The organism is Streptomyces sp. HP-A2021 (genome assembly GCF_022807935.1).
GTDB lineage: Bacteria > Actinomycetota > Actinomycetes > Streptomycetales > Streptomycetaceae > Streptomyces > Streptomyces afghaniensis.
Genome location: NZ_CP094344.1, coordinates 3,840,228 through 3,856,911 on the forward strand (window position 1 = coordinate 3,840,228; position 16,684 = coordinate 3,856,911).

At 72.9% G+C, this 16,684-nt stretch carries 12 protein-coding genes; 6 read left to right on the forward strand and 6 right to left on the reverse strand.

The window, feature by feature from the left end; genetic code table 11:
* The first annotated feature begins 125 nt into the window (after positions 1-125).
* From MQE23_RS17300 to MQE23_RS17315, 4 genes are all read left to right on the forward strand, one after another.
* On the forward strand, positions 126-875 hold the full coding sequence (locus tag MQE23_RS17300) for an FHA domain-containing protein (RefSeq protein WP_020273349.1): 750 nt from the start codon (positions 126-128) through the stop codon (positions 873-875).
* The gene (locus tag MQE23_RS17305; protein WP_020273350.1) at positions 872-2,434 is read left to right on the forward strand and encodes a protein kinase; all 1,563 of its coding nucleotides are present in this window, start codon (positions 872-874) and stop codon (positions 2,432-2,434) included. The genes MQE23_RS17300 and MQE23_RS17305 overlap by 4 nt, the downstream gene beginning before the upstream one ends.
* Positions 2,435-2,539: 105 nt before the next feature.
* Positions 2,540-4,270 (forward strand): serine/threonine-protein kinase, encoded by a 1,731-nt coding sequence (locus MQE23_RS17310; protein ID WP_243379542.1) that lies wholly within the window; start codon positions 2,540-2,542, stop codon positions 4,268-4,270.
* 115 nt (positions 4,271-4,385) lie between these two features.
* Complete coding sequence (locus tag MQE23_RS17315; protein ID WP_243379543.1) at positions 4,386-4,979, forward strand: ALF repeat-containing protein; 594 nt, start codon at positions 4,386-4,388, stop codon at positions 4,977-4,979.
* Between the two features lie 48 nt (positions 4,980-5,027).
* On the opposite strand, the gene purH is transcribed toward MQE23_RS17315, so the two are convergent.
* Positions 5,028-6,617, reverse strand: coding sequence for a bifunctional phosphoribosylaminoimidazolecarboxamide formyltransferase/IMP cyclohydrolase (gene purH, locus MQE23_RS17320; RefSeq protein WP_020273353.1), 1,590 nt, complete (start codon positions 6,615-6,617; stop codon positions 5,028-5,030).
* Positions 6,614-7,252 (reverse strand): phosphoribosylglycinamide formyltransferase, encoded by a 639-nt coding sequence (purN, locus tag MQE23_RS17325; protein ID WP_243379544.1) that lies wholly within the window; start codon positions 7,250-7,252, stop codon positions 6,614-6,616. Before purN ends, purH begins: the two co-directional genes overlap by 4 nt.
* Before the next feature lie 321 nt (positions 7,253-7,573).
* Between purN and MQE23_RS17330 the strand changes: the two genes are divergently transcribed.
* Positions 7,574-8,350 carry a hypothetical protein gene (locus tag MQE23_RS17330; RefSeq protein ID WP_243379545.1) on the forward strand — a complete coding sequence of 259 codons (777 nt, stop codon included), beginning with the start codon at positions 7,574-7,576 and terminating at the stop codon, positions 8,348-8,350.
* Between the two features lie 32 nt (positions 8,351-8,382).
* Here MQE23_RS17330 and MQE23_RS17335 read toward each other — a convergent pair whose 3' ends face one another.
* Positions 8,383-10,212: a DUF6350 family protein gene (locus MQE23_RS17335; RefSeq protein WP_243379546.1), complete on the reverse strand. Its 1,830-nt coding sequence runs from the start codon at positions 10,210-10,212 to the stop codon at positions 8,383-8,385.
* Between the two features lie 96 nt (positions 10,213-10,308).
* On the opposite strand from MQE23_RS17335, the gene MQE23_RS17340 reads away from it, so the two are divergent.
* On the forward strand, positions 10,309-11,661 hold the full coding sequence (locus MQE23_RS17340; protein ID WP_243379547.1) for a helix-turn-helix domain-containing protein: 1,353 nt from the start codon (positions 10,309-10,311) through the stop codon (positions 11,659-11,661).
* 115 nt (positions 11,662-11,776) lie between these two features.
* Here MQE23_RS17340 and sucD read toward each other — a convergent pair whose 3' ends face one another.
* From sucD to MQE23_RS17355, 3 genes are all read right to left on the reverse strand, one after another.
* Positions 11,777-12,661, reverse strand: coding sequence for a succinate--CoA ligase subunit alpha (gene sucD, locus MQE23_RS17345; RefSeq protein WP_010036416.1), 885 nt, complete (start codon positions 12,659-12,661; stop codon positions 11,777-11,779).
* Between the two features lie 21 nt (positions 12,662-12,682).
* A complete protein-coding gene (gene sucC / locus MQE23_RS17350) occupies positions 12,683-13,861 on the reverse strand; it encodes an ADP-forming succinate--CoA ligase subunit beta (protein ID WP_020276790.1) in 1,179 nt (392 codons plus the stop codon).
* A 1,580-nt stretch (positions 13,862-15,441) separates the two neighbouring features.
* Positions 15,442-16,605, reverse strand: coding sequence for a VWA domain-containing protein (locus MQE23_RS17355; protein WP_010036424.1), 1,164 nt, complete (start codon positions 16,603-16,605; stop codon positions 15,442-15,444).
* Between the last annotated feature and the right edge of the window lie 79 nt (positions 16,606-16,684).

A 16,684-nucleotide genomic window follows, 5' to 3' on the forward strand; every position in this document is an offset into this window, starting at 1 on the left:
GGCGAGCGGACCAGTTCACGCCAATCACATCCAAGGGCCGTGTCTCACCCGTACGAGGGGGGCACGGCCCTGGTGCGTCGCCCTAGTCTGACGTCCATAGCCGTCAGGCACGGGGAGAGCACACCTTGTACAGCATCATCGTGGTACCTCCGCCGACCACGGAGGACGAGCGAGACCTGAGCCAGATCCGACTCGCGCCCGGTGAACGCCTCACGTTCGGCCGGTCCGCGCACGACAACGACCTCCGCATCACCCACGACGGAGTCTCCCGCCGGGCCGGTGAGATCACCGCGCAGGGCGCCTTCTGGATACTCAGCAACCTCAGCCGCGAACAGACCTACGTGGTGGAGAACCCGGAGGGCGCGGGCGAACACGTCAAGATCGCACCCGGGCGGCTGGACGCGCCCATCCCCTTCGAGTTCTCGCGGATCGTGCTGCCCGCCGCCGGCGACCTGCTGGCGCTCCAGGTGTGGGCGCCGCGCCACGACTACCTGAGCGGCACGGGCGGCCTCGACGGCGCCACGACCGCACCGGCCTTCTCCCTCGACCGCACCAAACGCTACTTCGCGGTCCTGGCCGCCCTGTGCGAACCGCGCCTGCGCGGTACCCCGCACGCCCCGCTGCCCACCGTCGACCAGGTCGCCGACCGCCTGCGCCCCACCTGGCCGGCCGCGTCCCGCACGTCGGTGCAGTGGAACATCGACTACCTCGCCGTGAAACTGCGCCTCAAGCCGGGCCCGGAGAGCGCGGACACCGGCCCGCGGCTCAACGGCAAGAAGGAGTCCCTGGTCTCGCTGGCGCTCCGCTTCGACCTGGTCCGCGAGGACGACCTGGCCGTTCTGGCAAGCCGGTCGTCGGGCCGGGTGCCCCGGTGACCGAGCCCTACGCCGTCGCGGTGCCGAAGGGCTACCGGGTCGGCGTCTGGGAGGTGCGCGAGCCCCTCGCGACCGGCGCTTTCGGCAGTGTGTACGCGGCCCGGCGCACGGCGGAGAGCACGGAACTGCCCCGGACGGCCGCCCTGAAGTTCCTGCCCACGGGCACGGCCACGCCCCGCCGGCTGACCCATCTGCGGGAGCTGGTCGAGCGGGAGGTCGAGCTGTACCGGCGGCTGAAGCAGCCGCGCCTGGTGCGGATGTACGAGACGCTGACGGTCGACGACCCGGACCGGCCGGAACTGGACGGCGCCACCGTCCTCGTCCTGGAGCGGGCCGAGGGCTCCCTGTCCGCCCTGCTCACCGCGGAGCCCCGGCCCGAGGCCGGTCCCGCGTTGCTCGCGCAGATCTGCGAGGGCCTGGCCCAGCTGCACGGCGCCGGCTGGGTGCACGGCGACCTGAAGCCGGCCAACGTGCTGCTGATGGACGACGGTTCGGTCCGCCTCGCCGACTTCAACATGGCCGCCGAGCTGGAGGGCACCCACGCCTACACCCCGGCGTTCTCCACCCCCGACTACACCCCGCCCGAGCTCCTGTGGACCGAGATCGGCGAACGGGGCCGCCGGATCCGCCCGTCCGCCGACGTATGGGCCTTCGGGGTCCTAGCGCACCTCGTCCTCACCGACTCCTTCCCGCTGCCCGGCGGGACTCCGACGGCCCGCCGCGACGCGGCCGCCGCCTACGCCCGCGGTACAGACGAGCTGCGTCTGTCGCCCGAACTGCCCGACGACTGGCGGCAGATCATCTCCGCCTGCCTCACCCGCACCCACCAGGACCGCGTCTGTGGCGAGGCCCTGCTCGACCGCGTCCGGGCGGCCGCCGGCACCGGCCACCGCTCCTTCCGCCTGCCGCGCCTGCGCCCGGCCCACCGCCGCTCCCGCCGCATCGCGGTCCTCGCGGCCGGTGCCGCGCTCGCCGCCCTCGGCTACGGCATCACCACCTGGACCGGTCCCGGCGACGACGGCGGGAGCAAGGCCGGCGAGACCCGCAAGGTGACGCCCGCCACCTACGGCGCCTCCGAACTGCGCACCGACAAGGGCGTCCCGGTCGCCTACCGGCGGCTCATCGTCGACTCGGCCCACGACTGCGTCCAGCCGGAGATCACCCCGGCGCTCATCGCCGCGATGCTGAAGGTGGAGAGCGACTTCGACCCCGATCTCTCCGACCCGGACGCGGGCGAGGAGGGCGAGTACGGCATCGCCCGCTGGACCCCGAGCATCCTGCGCTGGTGGATCCGCGCCGACGGCGTCCCCGCGAAGGAGACCCCCAGGCCGCCGCTCACCCCCTCCGAGTCCATCCCGGCCATGGCCCGCTACCTGTGCTTCGCCGAACCACGCCTGGAGGCCGGGCTGAGCGGCGACCGCCGGGTGCTGGTCGCCGCCGCGTACCGGACGTCGTACAAGAGCGTGAACAACGCGGGCGGTGTTCCCCCGAAGTACCGCGACTACGCCGCCCGCGTCGCCCACTACCTCAAGGAGTACACCCCGGCCGTGAAGAAGTGACCCTCAGAGTTCACAGGTACTCCCGGGGCGCCGGGCACGTCAGGCCGGCGGGCCTGCTCCGGTACCGTTTCCCGCATCGCTGCCAGGACCACAGCCGGGGGATCCATGTCAGACGCCGCCTTCGCGCAGACCGGTTGCGTGCCGCTGCGGCCCACCGATCCGGTGCGGGTCGGACCGTACGTACCGCTGGGGCTGCTCGGCAGGGGTGGCATGGGCCGGGTCTATCTGGCGCGGCACGGGGACGGGGCGCCCGGGCTCGCCGCGGTGAAGGTCATCCGGCCCGAGTACGCCGAGGACGCGCCCTTCCGGCGGCGGTTCGAGCGGGAGGCCACCGTGCACGCGCGCGTGGGCGCGCCCTACACCCCCGAGTTGCTGGGCACGGGCTTCGAGCCGGACAGCGAGCTGCTGTGGATGGCCACCGTGTACTTACCCGGTCTCAACCTGGCCGAGGCGGTGCGGGATTGCGGTGTCCTGCCACCGGACGACGCCTGGCGGCTGGTGGCCGATCTCGGGCGGGCGCTCGGCGCGCTGGCCGCCACCGGGATCGTGCACCGGGACTTCAAGCCCTCCAACGTTCTCCTGACCCGGCAGGGCGCACACGTCGTCGACTTCGGCATCGCGCAGGCCGTCGACGCCAGCGCGATCACCACGACCGGCAACCGCGTCGGCACACCCGCCTTCATGTCCCCGGAGTACCTCAGGGACGGCCGCTGCGACACGGCCTCCGACGTGTTCTGCTGCGCGAGCACCGTCGTCCACGCGGTCACCGGACACGCCCCCTTCGGCGACGGCACCGGCGTGGACGTCCTGCACCGCATCGCCTCGGAGGAGCCGAACGCGGAGGTCATGTCCGAGGTGCGGACGGCCGACCCGGACCTGGCCGACCTCCTCACGGCGTGCCTCTCCAAGGACCCGGCCCTGCGCCCCGGCCCCCAGGACCTGGTCGACACGGCCTCGGCACAGCCCCGGTCCGCCTCCTGGCAGGAGCCGCTGGGCAGCCGCATCCTGGTCCGGCAGCAGGCGTACGAGGCGCTGAAGGACAGTCCGTTACCGCCGCCGCGGGTGCAGCGGGCGGTGGGACATCCGGCTGCTGCGGGGCCGGGGTACGGGCCGCCGGGACCGGCGCCCGTATCCGGCGTACCGGCGGCGGGGCAGCCGGGCTTCGGGTCCCCGGGAGCGGGGAGTACGCCGGTGGCGCCACCGGCGGCCGGAACTCCCGCCCGGCGGCGGCTGAAGCCGTACGCCGCCCTCGCCGCCGTACTCACCGTGTGCGCCCTCGCCCTGACGGCCTTTCTGGCCACGCGCCCCTCGTCGGCCGGCGACACCGGCTCAGCCGCCCCCACGGCCGGTGCGTCCCGCGACGGTCACGACCGGACGTCCCTGCCGGGCTTCGACCGCCCGGACTCCGCCTCACCGACCAGGCAGGTCCCGCAGAGTGAGGGGGCGACGGGAACCTCGCCCAGCCCCTCGGGCGACGAGGCCGAGGCGGACACCCGTACCACCGCCCCCGCTCCTTCGCCGGAGACGACGAAGCCCCGGCCCTCCGCCACGCAAGCGCCGAAGACGCCGACCGCCTCGGCCGGGCCCCCGTGGCTCACCGACTGCACCTACTACTCCGGCACCGAACTCACCCGCCGCGGCGACAGCGGCCAGCGCGTCGTGCAGGTGCAGTGCATGCTGGCCAAGCGCGGCTACGACGTGGGCGGCGCGGGCGTGGACGGCCGGTTCGGCAAGGACACCGCCACGGCGGTACGCGGCTTCCAGCGCGCCAAGGGGCTGGACCCCGACGGCAAGGTCGGCCCCAGGACGTGGGCGGCGCTGCGCTCCCCGACCTGAAAAAGGGAGCTGCCTCGCGCGGCGGGGAATGTGAGGATGTCCGCACCGGGGCCCAGGCACCCGCCTGGCACCGCCCGGCTTCACCAACTCCCCTGACCCTGAGGAAGGTTCACGCATGAGACCCGCCCGCGGTGCCCTGATCGTCGCCGCCGCCCTGACGCCGGCCCTCCTGTTCACCACCCCGGCCCTCGCCGCCGGCCCGGCCCCGGCGACCCCCGCCGTGACCGCCGCCGCGGTGACGGACGGCACGCCGGTGGACGAGATGTCGGAGGACGATCTGCGGATCGCGATCCTCCGCATCATCGCCGACGAGGACAGCGGCCGCGGCGTCAGCAGGGAGGCCAACGAGGCCCTCGACGGCACCGTGGAGGACATGCGGGAGTTCCTGAAGACGGGCTACCGCCTCGCCCAGGCCGAGGACGACCGCGTCGCCATCGCCCGCATCCTGGCCGACCCGGTCTCCGGCCGGGGTGTCAAGCGGGAAGCCGGCAAAGCACTCGACGTGAACACCCCGGAGGCCCTGCGCGCGTTCCTGGAGACCGGCTACCGCCTCGCCCAGGCCGAGGACGACCGCGTCGCCATCGCCCGCATCCTGGCCGACCCGACCATCAGCGCGGCGCTCCGGGCCGCCGCCGAGGAGGCCATCGACGGCACTCCGGAGGAGCTGCGGTACTTCCTGGAGGTCGGGCAGTACGAGGTCGACGGCTGAGTCGTACGGAGAGCGGGTCGGTGTTGATCACCGACCCGCTCGCCACCGTCAGTGGAAGAAGTGCCGCGTCCCGGTGAAGTACATCGTGATGCCGGCCTTCTGCGCGGCCTCGACGACCAGTTCGTCACGGACGGAACCGCCGGGCTGCACGATGGCCTTGACGCCGGCGGCGCCCAGGACGTCGATGTTGTCGGGGAACGGGAAGAACGCGTCAGACGCGACGTACGCGCCCCGGGCCCGCTCGGCCCCGGCCCGCTCCACCGCCAGCTTGCAGGAGTCGACCCGGTTGACCTGTCCCATGCCGACGCCCACCGAAGCACCGTCCTTGGCGAGCAGGATGGCGTTGGACTTCACCGCGCGGCAGGCCTTCCAGGCGAAGGCGAGCTGCTGGAGCTCGTCGGCGTCCAGCGCCTCGCCGGTCGCCAGCGTCCAGTTGGCCGGGTCGTCGCCGTCGGCCTGGAGCCGGTCGGTCACCTGGAGCAGCGCGCCGCCGTCGATCGGCTTGACCTCGACCGGGGCGGCGGGCCCGTCGGGGCAGCGCAGCACGCGGATGTTCTTCTTCTTGGTGAGGGCCTCCAGGGCGCCGTCCTCGTAGTCCGGCGCGACGATGACCTCGGTGAAGATCTCCGCGACCTGCTCGGCCATCTCCTTGCTGACCGGGCGGTTGACCGCGATCACGCCGCCGAACGCCGACAGCGGGTCACAGGCGTGCGCCTTGCGGTGCGCCTCGGCGACGTCCGCGCCCACCGCGATACCGCAGGGGTTGGCGTGCTTGATGATCGCGACGCACGGCTCGGCGTGGTCGTACGCGGCACGGCGGGCGGCGTCCGTGTCCGTGTAGTTGTTGTACGACATCTCCTTGCCGTGCAGCTGCTCGGCCTGGGCGAGACCGCCGCCCTCCGGGGAGACGTAGAGCGCGGCCGGCTGGTGCGGGTTCTCGCCGTAGCGCAGGGTGTGCTCGCGCTCCCAGGTGGCGCCGAGGAAGTCGGGGAACTGCCCCGCGGCGGAGCCGCTATCGGCCGCAGCGTCGACGGGCGCGTAGGAGGAGGCGAACCAGGAGGCGACGGCGACGTCGTAGGCGGCCGTGTGCTGGAAGGCCTCGGCGGCGAGCCGCTTGCGGGTGGCGAGGTCGAAGCCGCCGTTCTGGACGGCCTTGAGCACGTCGGCGTAGCGGGCCGGGCTGGTGACGACCGCGACGGACGGGTGGTTCTTGGCGGCGGCCCGGACCATCGAAGGTCCGCCGATGTCGATCTGCTCCACGCACTCGTCGGGCGAGGCGCCGGAGGCGACGGTCTCGCGGAACGGGTAGAGGTTGACGACGACGAGGTCGAACGGCTCGACACCCAGCTCGGCGAGCTGCCGCCGGTGGTCCTCCAGGCGCAGGTCGGCGAGGATGCCGGCGTGCACGCGCGGGTGCAGCGTCTTGACGCGGCCGTCCAGGCACTCGGGGAAGCCGGTGAGTTCCTCGACCTTGGTGACGGGGACGCCGGCAGCGGCGATCTTCGCGGCGGTGGAGCCGGTGGAGACGAGCTCGACCCCGGCCTCGTGGAGCCCGCGCGCGAGGTCCTCGAGCCCGGTCTTGTCGTAGACGCTGACGAGCGCCCGGCGAAGGGGCCGCTTGTTGCTCTCGGCGGTCACTGGATAACTACCTTTCGTCCCTCAATGCGATAGCCGTTGCGGGCGAGCCGCCCCACGACCTCGACGAGCAGCCTTCGCTCGACTTCCTTGATGCGCTCGTGCAGAGCGCTCTCGTCGTCCTCGTCCCGGACCTCGACCACGCCCTGGGCGATGATCGGGCCGGTGTCGACGCCGTCGTCGACGAAGTGGACGGTGCAGCCGGTGACCTTGGCGCCGTACGCGAGCGCGTCCCGCACGCCGTGGGCTCCCGGGAAACTGGGCAGCAGGGCCGGGTGCGTGTTGACGAACCGCCCGCCGAACCGCGTGAGGAACTCCTTGCCGACGATCTTCATGAACCCGGCGGAGACGACGAGGTCGGGCTCGAAGGCGGCGACGGCCTCGGCGAGCGCGGCGTCCCACTCCTCGCGGCTGCCGTAATCCCTGACCTTCCGCACGAAGGTCGGCAGCCCGGCGCGCTCGGCGCGGGCCAGCCCCTCAATGCCCTCACGGTCGGCGCCGACGGCCACGATCTCGGCCCCGTACTCCTGCGCACCGTCGGCGTCGATCTCGTCGAGCAGCGCCTGAAGGTTGGTGCCGGATCCGGAGACCAGCACGACGAGGCGCTTGGCGCGCGGGGCCACGGGCTTGGCGGCCACGGTGGGGGCCTTTCTCGAAGGGAGCGTCTGTCCAGGTGGCCGGCCTTGGCGTTTGTACATTCATACGAATGCTTCGCGCCCCCGGATACGGGGAAGCCTACGAACCGGCCGACCGTCAGCAACGATACCGGCACACCGGGCAGCCCCCACGGGACGGGGGCTTGGCCGGAAGGTAGCGTCTGGGCGGAGCCGGTTCGGGAACGCCGTTTGGACGTGATGCGTTCAAGAGGTGGCGGGCCCGGGTCCGACACCGCTCGGTTCTGTCCACCCATTCCTGCTCAGCAACTCGTTCCTACTCATCAACGGGAAGACGCTCACTTGATGCCGGACCGCAGCCTGCGACTCCTCACGTTCCCCCACCTGTCGGCGCAGGGAGGGGAGCGCGGCAGCGTGCTGCTGCGGGAGCGCCCCAGCTCACCACCCGACGCGCCGTCGGACGGCGACCGCGGCGACGAGCGAGGGCGCGGGTCCCAGGAGGACAACCCGTTCGCCCCGCCGCCCGAGGGCACCCCGGACCGGCCCTGGCAGCCGCGGCGCCCGTCGGGCGACGACTCCCAGGACGACGGCGAGGACGACCGCGCGCCCTGGGGCAGGCAGTGGAGCGACCGGCAGCCCGGCCGCTCCTCCGGCGGCTTCGGCGAACGCCCCCGCGGTGGCCCCGAGGGCCCGGGCGGCCCCCAGGGCGGACCGAACCCGCGCTGGGACCCGACGGACCCGGCCCAGCGCCGCGCGCGCTATGCCCTGCTGTCGGGCATGTGGGCCTTCTTCTTCGCCCTCTTCAGCTGGCCGTACGTGGCACTGCTGCTCGGCGCGCTCGCCCTCTACTGGGGCATCAGCGCCCTGCGCGCCAAGCCCCGCAGGCCCGACCCGGACTCCCCGGCCCCCGAGCAGCAGGGCCGCCCCCAGACGACCGCAGCGGTGAGCGGCCTGGTCACGGCGTCCCTGGCCATCGCCCTGGTCGCCGCGTCCTTCACGGCCCAGCTGGTCTACCGCGACTACTACACCTGCACGAACGACGCCCTCACGAACGAGGCGAAGCAGTCCTGCACGGAGCTGCTGCCGAAGGAGCTGCGGGGCTTCCTGGGCACGGACGGCTGACGGGCGGTCTGCTGCTTCAGGGGGTGTCCCGTTCAGGGGGTGTCCGGCTTGGGGGCGGGGTCGGTCGGGGGCAGGACGTCGTAGTGCTCGGGGGCCGGGTCGGCCGGCAGGAAGTCGTACGGTCCGAATGGGGGGTCGTCCAGGTCCTGGAGGCCGTAGGGGGCGTCGTGGTAGGGGGCGTAAGGGACGTAGGGGTCGTCCGGCGTGGGGGATGAGGTCCCCGGCTCCGTTGTCCCGTCGGGCGGGGAGGCACCGTCCCGGGAGGCTCCGGCGGCTCCCGCGCTTCCGGCGGACCTGGCGCTCCCGGCGGCGCCGGCGGCCCCGGCGCTGCCCGCACCCCCCGCGACTCCGGCGATCCCGGCGATTCCGGTGCGCGTGAACCAGCCCCGGGCGCGGCGCGAGCCCTTCGGCAGGTGCCCGCCCTGCCGAGCGCCCTCGGCCGGTTCTTCCCGCTGTCTGCCGATGCTCGGCCCGTCCGACCGGGGCGCCCGGCATCGCCAGGCCCGTACGGACACCGCAGTCGGGACGGCCACCAGGACCAGCCACGCCAGTGTCGCCGTACCCACCTGCCACCACACCGGTCCGAACCGGGCCAGGACGGTGACCCCGAGCGGCCCGCCCGCCAGCGCGGCGAGCCCCGCGAGTACGGCCGCGCACAGCACGGCCGCGACGGCGGCGGCACGGGCGGTGCGCCCCGGCGACCGGACGACACCCCGCCCACCGCCCGGCCGCGTCCCGCCGCACTCCCCGGAGGCCGCCTCCCGCGCCACGACCCAGCCGACCACCACCCCGGCGGCCACCGGCACGGCCCCGGCCGCCGCCCAGTGCACCAGCCGCCCCTCCCCCGCCTCCGGCACCGCCGCCAGCAGCGGAAACGGCGGCAGGAACGGAGCCGGCGCGGAGGACAGCGGGCTGACGACATGGCCGGTGCCGAGGGCGAAGCCGGGGCCGAGGGCGTAGGCGGCGCCCCACACCGCCGCGTTCGGCACCAGGGCCGCACACAGCAGCAGCACCGTGAACCGCCCCGACCACCCCTCCGTCAGCCGCAGCAACGCCGCCTGGGCCGCCGCGCCGTGTCCCACCAGCGACAGCGCCACCAGCAGCGCACCGCCCCCGAGGAGTACCGCCGTCCCGGCCGCCGCGGCCCGGGCGGCGACACCCGGGCGCCCGTCCGGCCCGAGGACCAGCGGCCGTACCCCGACCGGCAGCACGCCCAGCAGTCGCCGCAGCGGCCCGCCCGGACGGCCGTACGCCGACCACACGCCCGCTCCGGTGGCCACGACGGCGACCAGCGGCACGCACACCCCGCTCGACACCCACGACGGCCGCAGCGCACCGCCCGCGGCGTACAGGGCGGCCGGAGCGGCGACGGCGAGGTAGCCGAGGACGACGCCCGTCCACGCGTTGCGGGCGGAGACCAGCGGCGGTCCCGCGACCACCGCGATGCCGGCCACCTCCCCGACGTCCTCGTCGATGCCGTCGTCCCCGTCGCCCGCCCCGCCGTCCGTGGCGTCCCGCGCCGCCCGGTACAGCAGCCACACCGGCAGCGCGAGCAGCAGCAGCGGCGGGACACCCACGGGGGCCGGGACGCCGGCGAGCGTGTCGGTGCGGAGCAGTTCGGCGCCGTGGGCCAGCAGCCACAACGCCGCCGCCACGTGCAGCGCGCCGCCGGGCCCGCTGTCGGGGTAGGGCGAGGTGATCCACAGCATCATCACCAGCACGGCGAACGACGCGAGCCCGAGGCCCGCCGCGACCGCGCCCCCCATGAGGGCGCCGCCCAGTCCGGGCGAACGGTCGCGCATCCGGGTGAGCAGGGGCGACGGCGGACGGCGGCGAGCGGTCATCTCGATCACGCCCGCCATGCTCCCAACGACACGCGCTTTCCTGTCGTAACAGGCGAACCATCGTTGTGTCGCTCAATATACGTTTATGTACTTTTCCGCACGGAGGGGCGCCCTGTGACACAGAGCACTGCCATCCTTCTCCCGCCGCCCAAGGAACGCCGACGCCTGCGCGAGGCCGCCGCGCTGACGCGGGCTCAACTGGCTTCCCGGGTGGGCGTCACCAGCGAGACGGTGCGCGGGTGGGAGACCGGCCGCTCGACGCCGCGCGGCCGGAAAGGGGAGAGGTACGCGAAGCTGCTGAACTCACTGGAGACGGAGGCGGAAGTGCCACCGCCTCATGCGGAGCGCGGGGCCGCCGCCGCGAGCGATCGGAGCCGCCCCTCGGCCGGGGACCGCGGCCGCGCCGCCGGCAGGAACCGGGGCCGCACCTCCGCCACGGACCAGGACCGCACCACTGTCGGCCACCGCAGCCGCGCCTCGGCCACCGAACACAGCCGTGCCGCCGGCAGCGTGCAGAGCCGCGGCCCCGCCGCCGACCATCGCCACACCACCGTTGCCGACCACCGGCACACCACTACCGTCGCCGACCACAGCCACACCACCGTCACCGACCGGCGCCCCGGCCCCGCCCGGGCAACGGCCCTGCGTCGGCCGGACGATGCGACCGCCGGCCTGACACCCGATCAGGCCTTCGACGCGCTGTACGCGTTCTGCGCGCCCGCGCTCGTCCGGCAGACCTACCTGCTGACCGGCCGCCGCGAGCTGGCGCGGGAGTCGGTCGAGCGGGCCTTTCACATCGCCTGGCAGCGCTGGCCCGAGGTGGCCCGCGACCCCGACCCGGCGGGCTGGGTGCGGGCGGTGGCCTACGACTGCGCCCTCTCCCCCTGGCACCGGTTGCGCCTACGCCACCGGTGTCCCGAGCCGCCGCCCTCCGACGCGTTCGACCGCGCACTGCTGGACACCCTGCTGAAGCTGCCGCCCTCGTACCGCCGCACGCTGCTGCTGTACGACGGGGTCGGTCTCGGCCTGCCGGAGACGGCGGCGGAGACGGAGGCGAGCAGCCGCGCGGCCGCGAACCGGCTGATGCACGCGCGGGAGGCGGTCGCCGAGCGGCTGCCGGAGCTGGCGGACCCGGAGGTGCTCCACTGGCGGCTGGTCGGACTGGCCTCCATCGAACGGCTGCGGGCCGCCAAACCACTGGTGGTGCGGCGGGCCGGGGAACGCCGGGCCCGTTTCTGGACCCGGGCCGCCATCGCCTTCACGATCGCCCTGATCGGAGCCACCGCGCTCACCGCGCGCACGGCCCCCACCCACTACGAGCCACCGGTGCCGCAGGGCGAGACCGTTCAGGGCGTGCCGCCACCGGTCGCGCCCGGGCCGCTGTCGGAGTCGGAGCAGGAGCTGCGGGCGAAGCTGCGCAGGGAGGAGCAGCGGGGGCCGGTCCGGCTGATGCCGCAGCCACGCTGACGCCTGTCTCATGAAACGGACGCCTGTTCCACGAAAAGGCGGTGGGCCCGCCCCCGTGCAGGGAGCGGGCCCACCTATGAGCTGTACGACCGAGCCGTAGGGCGTTGCCCCCTGCTCAGCCGGCGAGGATCGCGCGCGCCAGCTTCGCCGTCTCGGTCGGGGTCTTGCCGACCTTGACGCCGGCGGCCTCGAGGGCCTCCTTCTTCGCGGCGGCCGTACCGGAGGAGCCGGAGACGATGGCGCCGGCGTGGCCCATGGTCTTGCCCTCGGGGGCGGTGAAGCCCGCGACGTAGCCGACGACCGGCTTCTTCACGTTCTCCTTGATGAAGGCCGCGGCCCGCTCCTCGGCGTCGCCGCCGATCTCACCGATCATCACGATCAGGTCGGTGTCGGGGTCGGCCTCGAACGCGGCGAGGGCGTCGATGTGGGTCGTCCCGATGACCGGGTCGCCACCGATGCCGACGGCGGAGGAGAAGCCGATGTCCCGCAGCTCGTACATCATCTGGTACGTCAGCGTGCCGGACTTCGAGACCAGGCCGATGCGGCCCGGCTTGGTGATGTCGCCCGGGATGATGCCGGCGTTGGACTGGCCCGGCGTGATGAGACCGGGGCAGTTCGGGCCGATGATCCGGGTCTTGTTGCCCTTGGACACGGCGTAGGCGTAGAACGCGGCCGAGTCGTGGACCGCGATGCCCTCGGTGATGACGACCGCGAGCGGGATCTCGGCGTCGATGGCCTCGACGACGGCGGCCTTGGCGAAGGCCGGCGGGACGAAGAGGACGGATACGTTCGCGCCCGTCTTCTCGATCGCCTCGGCGACCGTGCCGAAGACCGGGATCTCGTTGCCGTCGATGTCGACCGACGTGCCCGCCTTGCGGGGGTTCACGCCACCGACGATGTTGGTGCCGTCGGCCAGCATGAGCTTGGTGTGCTTCATGCCCGTGGCACCGGTCATGCCCTGGACGATGACCTTGCTGTCCTTGTTGAGGAAGATAGCCATGGCTGTTTAGTCCCTCGTCCCTTACTTCGCAGCCGCGAGCTCGGCGGCCTTGTCGGCCGCGCCGTCCATGGTGTCCACGCGCTGGACCAGCGGGTGGTTGGCGTCGGAGAGGATCTTGCGACCCAGCTCGGCGTTGTTGCCGTCGAGACGGACAACGAGGGGCTTGGTGACTTCCTCGCCCTTGTCCTTGAGCAGCTGCAGCGCCTGCACGATGCCGTTGGCGACCTCGTCACAGGCGGTGATGCCACCGAAGACGTTGACGAACACCGACTTGACGTCCGGGTCGCCGAGGATGATCTCCAGGCCGTTCGCCATGACGGCGGCGGAGGCGCCACCGCCGATGTCGAGGAAGTTGGCGGGCTTGACGCCACCGTGCGCCTCACCGGCGTACGCGACGACGTCCAGGGTGCTCATGACGAGACCCGCGCCGTTGCCGATGATGCCGACCTCGCCGTCGAGCTTGACGTAGTTGAGGTTCTTCTCCTTGGCGGCGGCCTCGAGCGGGTTGGCCGCCTCCTTGTCCTGGAGGGCCTCGTGCTCCGGCTGACGGAACTCGGCGTTCTCGTCCAGGGAGACCTTGCCGTCCAGGGCGATGACCTCACCGGAGGCGACCTTGGCCAGCGGGTTGACCTCGACCAGGAGGGCGTCCTCCTTGATGAAGGTGTCCCACAGCTTGACGAGGACGTTCACGACCTTGTCGGCGACCTCGGCCGGGAACTTCGCGGCCGCGACGATCTCGCGGGCCTTGGCCTCGGTGACACCCTCGTTGGCGTCGATCGGCGTCTTGGCGACGGCCTCGGGGCGGGTGGCCGCCACCTCCTCGATCTCCATGCCGCCCTCGACGGACGCGATGGAGAGGAAGGTGCGGTTGGCACGGTCCAGGAGGAAGGAGACGTAGTACTCCTCCACGATCTCCGGGGCCGTCTCGGCGATCATCACCTTGTGGACCGTGTGGCCCTTGATGTCCATGCCGAGGATGTTGGTCGCGTGCTCGACCGCCTCGTCGGGGGTGGCGGCGAGCTTCACGCCACCGGCCTTGCCACGGCCGCCGACCTTCACCTGGGCCTTGACGACGGACTTGCCACCGAGGCGCTCGGTGGCTGCGCGGGCCGCCTCAGGCGTGTCGATGACTTCACCGGCCAGCACCGGTACATCGTGCTTGGCGAAGAGGTCCCTCGCCTGGTACTCGAACAGGTCCACGCGCTTCCGTCCCTATCAGTGATCTCGCGGTTCGTTGTCTGCGTGGGCGTGCCGCGAGGGCAACGTGACGTCCGCTGTCTGTCACAAGGGAGGCGCACACGGTGTCCGAGCGCGCGGCATGTCCGTCTCGCAGGTTATCGCTGCTTGCGGGGGGCCTCTAAATCGAGGGTCACACCTGAGCGGTGATACCTGTCACATGATGCCGCGCTCTCTGGCACGGCGTGCCTGAGGTGAGGGGCCTCACCGGGCTGGGGTTGACCCGGTGAGGCCCGTCTGGCATCCCCGAAGGAACACAGAGGCCCGGTTCAGGGCCCGGCTCTCCGGGGTGCGGGGTGGTTGGTCCCCACCCCAATGGGGACCACCCGACCCCATCCACGAGGTCTCGGCCTCGGACGACCGACGGTTTTCGACCGCCCGGAGGGGGTGCCTCGTGGAGTCGGTGGGGGAGGGGGAGGGGTGATGTGATCCGGGGTGCTGGGGGGTGGTGGAGTGCTAGCCGGGGAAGACGGGGACGTCTCGGCGACTGTCCCGGGTGCCTGCGGTGCAAGAGGGGGCCGCTACACCGGGCAGGAGTCTCAGCGGGGCCGTATGGCTCGGGTTGACGGCATGCGCGTCGCCGTGGCGTGACGTACCGCCGTGGGCCGTGGACCGGTCGCCGAGCGCGCCGCCAGGCCGGTCTGCGGGCACGTGCGCGCCCAGGCCGTGTCCGAGGCGGTCAGACGGGCCTGCGTGGTTTGTGCGTCTGAGGTGGCCCGGGTCTGTGAGTCTGATGTGACTGGGGCGCTCTGCGAGTCCGGCGGCGTGGTGCGGGGCACCGCGCACCACGGTGTCCGCCCTCCCGGTGACGACCTCCGTCGCCCTGGCCCGTCCGACGGAGGCGGGGGCGTCGACCGGGGGCGCTTCCGGGAGCGTGACTTCGCCGGTGGGGGGTGGGGGCAGGAAATCGCTCGGGAGTGCGGGTGCCGTTGGCAGGTCGGACAGGGCGGGCAGCTCTGCCGGCACAGGCAGCTTGAGCGACGGCAACGCCGACGGCAACGGCAACGGCAACGGCGAGGAAGACGGCAGCGGCAGCGGCTCCTTCGCCCGCGCCTCTCCCCGCCCCGGACTCATCGGCTCGCCCGTATCACCGACCACCCGCACGACCCGCTCCCCCACGGCCGCCACGTCGGCCCCTGCCCGGGAAGCACTGCCGACTCCGGACAGGGAAGGGAGACCCGGCGAGTCGATCCGCCCGGCCGTGACGTCCGCGCCCGTCAGCCCTCGCACGCCGTCCGCCGCATACGCCCGCTCTCCGCACAGGAGCCCGATGACGAGCACCCCGCCTACCAGCAGCGCCACCCGGAGCGCACGCCACCCGGCCGCTGTGCGCAGCATGCGCACAGCGGCACCGGGCAGGGCTGCTGACCAGATCAAGAGGGGGAGCTTCCTCCCGTGCTACGGAACAAGCGCAGCGCGACGCACCGCCGAGCAGGCGCCGATCCTCGCACGGGAGTGCGGAGTTGACGCAAGTCCCCTGCAAGCTGACGGGCAGTCATATCCGTTTCGCGGGCCGCAGTCGGACCACTGCGGCCCTCCGCAGGTCACGCCGCGTCCGGTATCGGAAGCGGGCGCTTCTCGATCGCCGCCGCCATCACCTCGGGGAACAGATCGGGCGTGCAGGCGAACGCCGGTGCCCCCAGCGCGGCGAGCGCTGCCGCGTGCTCCCGGTCGTACGCCGGTGCCCCCTCGTCGGAGAGCGCCAGCAGCGTCACGAACTGCACCCCCGAGGCCTTCATCGCCGCGACCCGCTTGAGCATCTCGTCCCGGATGCCTCCCTCGTAGAGGTCGCTGATCAGCACGACCACCGTCTCCGCGGGCCGGGTGATCTGCGACTGGCAGTAGGCCAGTGCCCGGTTGATGTCCGTGCCGCCGCCCAGCTGCGTCCCGAACAGGACGTCGACGGGGTCGTCGAGCTGGTCCGTGAGGTCGACGACCGCCGTGTCGAAGACGACGAGTCGCGTGGAGATCGTCCGCATCGAGGCGAGCACCGCTCCGAACACCGATGCGTACACGACAGATGCCGCCATGGATCCCGACTGGTCGATACAGAGGATGACCTCCTTCTTCGTGGACTGGGACGCCCGCCCGTACCCGATGAGCCGCTCCGGCACGATCGTTCGGTACTCGGGCAGGTAGTGCTTGAGGTTGGCCGCGATCGTGCGGTTCCAGTCGATGTCGTGATGGCGGGGCCGGTTGATCCGGGCGCTGCGGTCGAGGGCGCCGGTGAGGGTGGCCCGGGTGCGCGTGGCGAGCCGCTTCTCCAGGTCCTCGACGACCTTGCGCACGACGGCCCGTGCCGTCTCCTTCGTCGTCTCGGGCATCGCCTTGTTGAGCGACAGCAGCGTGCCGACGAGGTGCACGTCGGCCTCCACCGCCTCCAGCATCTCCGGCTCCAGCAGGAGCGTGGCGAGACCGAGCCGGTCGATGGCGTCGCGCTGCATGACCTGTACGACGGAGGACGGGAAGTACGTCCGGATGTCCCCGAGCCAGCGCGCCACGGACGGCGCCGACGCCCCGAGCCCCGCCGAACGGTCCCGGCCCCCCTGCGGCTTCTCCCCCTTTCCGTAGAGCGCGGTGAGCGCTCCGTCCATCGCCGCGTCCCGCCCGGACAGTTCGCACCCGGTGCCGTCCGCCGCGTCGCCCCCGAGCACGAGCCGCCACCGCCGCAACCGCTCCTGCGCCGGGTCCGTCACCTCCGCCGTCATCCGTGTCCTCCCTTGCGAGGCCGTTGCCACAGCGGGATCACGTGCACGGCCGTCGTCGGCCGGCCTTCCGCCCGCGCCC